Raw genomic sequence first — 2,749 nt, 5'->3', positions numbered from 1 at the left:
CAGTGCACGGACGAGTCCGAGCTCAGGAAGGTGCTGGCCGACCCCTCGGTGACCTATTATTGCGGATTTGACCCCACAGCCCCCTCACTGCACGTGGGCAATCTGGTCCAGCTGCTCAACATGCGTCACCTGCAGGCGGCCGGTCTGCATCCCATCGCCGTTGTGGGCGGGGCCACCGGGCTGATTGGCGACCCTCGGCAGTCGGGGGAGCGCACCCTGAATCCCAAGCAGACCGTGGCCGAGTGGACCGAGCGGCTGCGTGGCCAAATCGGACGCTTCCTGGACACCGAAGGTGAGAATCCAGTCCGGTTCGTCAACAACTACGAGTGGACCGGTTCCATGAGCACCATCGACTTCCTACGCGATGTGGGCAAGAACTTCCGCATGGGCACCATGCTGGCCAAGGACACGGTGGCCCGCCGCTTAGACTCCGACGAGGGCATCTCCTTTACCGAGTTCAGCTACCAGGTGCTTCAGGGCAACGACTTTCTTGAGCTCTTCGACCGTTACGGATGCAGTCTGCAGCTTGGCGGCAGCGACCAGTGGGGGAACCTGACCAGTGGTCTGGACCTGATCCGCAAGGTGCGCAACGCGTCAGTCAATGTGATGACCAGCCCGTTGATTACTGACTCCCAGGGCAAGAAGTTCGGCAAGTCCGAGGGCAACGCGGTCTGGCTGGATCCCACCATGTTCAGCCCCTACCGCTTCTACCAGTTCTGGTTCAACCAGCCTGACGACCAGGTGGTCAAGCTGCTGAAGACCTTCACCTTCCTGCCCAAGGTCGAGATCGAGCGTTTGGAGGAGAGGACCGCTCAGGATCCGGGTGCTCGCGAAGCCCAGAAGGTCCTGGCCTGGCAGGTGACCTCCTATGTGCACGGCGAACATGCCGCCCAGGGGGCCATCGACGCCTCGGGTGCCCTCTTCGGTCGTGGCAAGACTCTGGAGGAGTTGGACGAGGATGTGCTGGATTCTGCTCTCGACGGGCTCAAGGTCGATGATGGTCAAGGCGGGCGAGCTCTGCCTGCGGCCAGCGAAGGTCAGCGTCTGGTGGAGGCCGGGGTTGCCGCCGGGCTCTTCCACTCGGTCTCCGAGGCCCGCAAGACTGTGGCCTCGGGTGGCTTCTATCTGAATAACCAACGGGTCGAGGATCCGGATCAGGTATTGGGGAACAAGGACTTTCTGCATGGGCGCTTCGCCCTGGTTCGCAGAGGAAAGAAGGCCCTGGGCGCGCTTGAGCGTCGGGCCGGCAAGTAGGAACGTAGGAATTAAGGACACTGATGGCAGAAGAACACAATCATTCCCGGGGCGATCGCGGACGGGACCGGGGCGGCTCGCGTCCAGGCGGCTTCCGGTCGGGCGGCCGTCGCTCTTCGGGCTTCCATAAGGGCGGTTCACACACGGGCGGATACCACTCCGGAGGCTATCGTTCGGGAGGTCACCGTTCCGGCAACTTCCACAACCATGACAGTGAGGGCGGCGAAGAGCGTCGTTCCGAGAACAGGAATGGCCAGCGGCCCTTCCGCGGGCGCGGGCACGACCGGTTCGAGCGTGACAATCGCGGATACAGACATGACCGTCAGGATGGTCACGGCGGCTTCCGCAGGGATTCCGATCGGGATCGGCATTTTGACAGGCGTGACGACCGCCACGGTCGTCGGCAGGATGGCGATCGTCCACGTCGTGACTTCCATGCCAACGGGAATGGCGGATATGGGCATCGTGATCGTGACAACGACCGCGGTCGGTCGGGGTATGGCGATCGACGTTCCGGGCGCAGCTACCAGCGGCATGACCGTGACCGTGATCGTAGCCAGGGCTTCCACGGGGACCGCCGCCGGGATGACGACCGGAGGTTTGATCGTCGGCAGGATGAGCGGTCCGGTGGGGGTCGCCCCTGGAACAACCGCTCACGTGATGACCGTCCACGTCAGGACCGTTCACATGGGGATCGTCCCTACGGCAACCACTCCTATGGCGATCGTTCCCGTGATGACCATCGTCAAGGCGGCTATCGGGGCGACCGTTCACGTGACGGCAGGTATCAGAGCCAGCATGGCCGTGATGACCGTCGTCGTGATGATCATCGCCATGACGACCGCCGAGGGGCCTATCAGCGTGACCGCCAGAATGGCTATGACCGTGGTCGCCGCAACTCTGACGGGACCATCTCCTACCCCTCGCAGAACCCCTATACGGATCGTCGGCCTGGCGAACCTAAGATGCCCAAGGGCCTGGAATGGTCCATGCTCTCCAAGGATGATCGCCTGCGCCTGCGCGGACTGAGCAAGGAGCACGCAGAGAACATCGGCCTGCACATCCTGGCCGCCTACGCGCTGGAGGAGACTGATCCCCAGGGGGCCCTGGCTCATGCCAAGTGGGCTGCCCGACAGGCATCCAGGATTGATCTTGCCCGTGAGACCCTGGCCCTGGTCGCCTACCGTCAAGGCGACTACAAGCTGGCCTTGAAGGAATTCCGTACTGCACACCGTATGAACGGCTATTCTGATTACCTGCCTTTCATCGCAGACTGCGAACGTGGTCTTGGCAATCCCCGCAAGGCCATTGAGGAGGCTACCTCCGAGGAGGGCAGCCAGCTGCAGGGCGAGTCCAAAGCGGAGATGTTCCTGGTTTATGCCGGAGCGCTGGGCGATTTGGGCTTATGGGACAAGGCTATCGAGACCGTTCAGGCCCTGGTCAAGGCCCGCGGGCTCAGCGGTGACTACCGGATGCGTGCCGTGCAGGCCGAGCA

General features: G+C 62.9%; 2 protein-coding genes. Both read left to right on the top strand.

The window, feature by feature from the left end; translation table 11 throughout:
- Positions 1–1,254: tyrosine--tRNA ligase (gene tyrS, locus AC0AP0_RS11420; protein WP_490430556.1), on the top strand; the 1,254-nt coding region annotated here is incomplete at its 5' end.
- Between the two features lie 23 nt (positions 1,255–1,277).
- Positions 1,278–2,749: tetratricopeptide repeat protein (locus tag AC0AP0_RS11415; protein ID WP_490430555.1), on the top strand; the 1,472-nt coding region annotated here is incomplete at its 3' end.

This window comes from Bifidobacterium sp. POST2/T3 (B1), assembly GCF_058197115.1.
The sequence above is the reverse complement of the archived record's forward strand: the minus strand, read 5'-3'. Positions and strand labels throughout refer to the sequence as shown.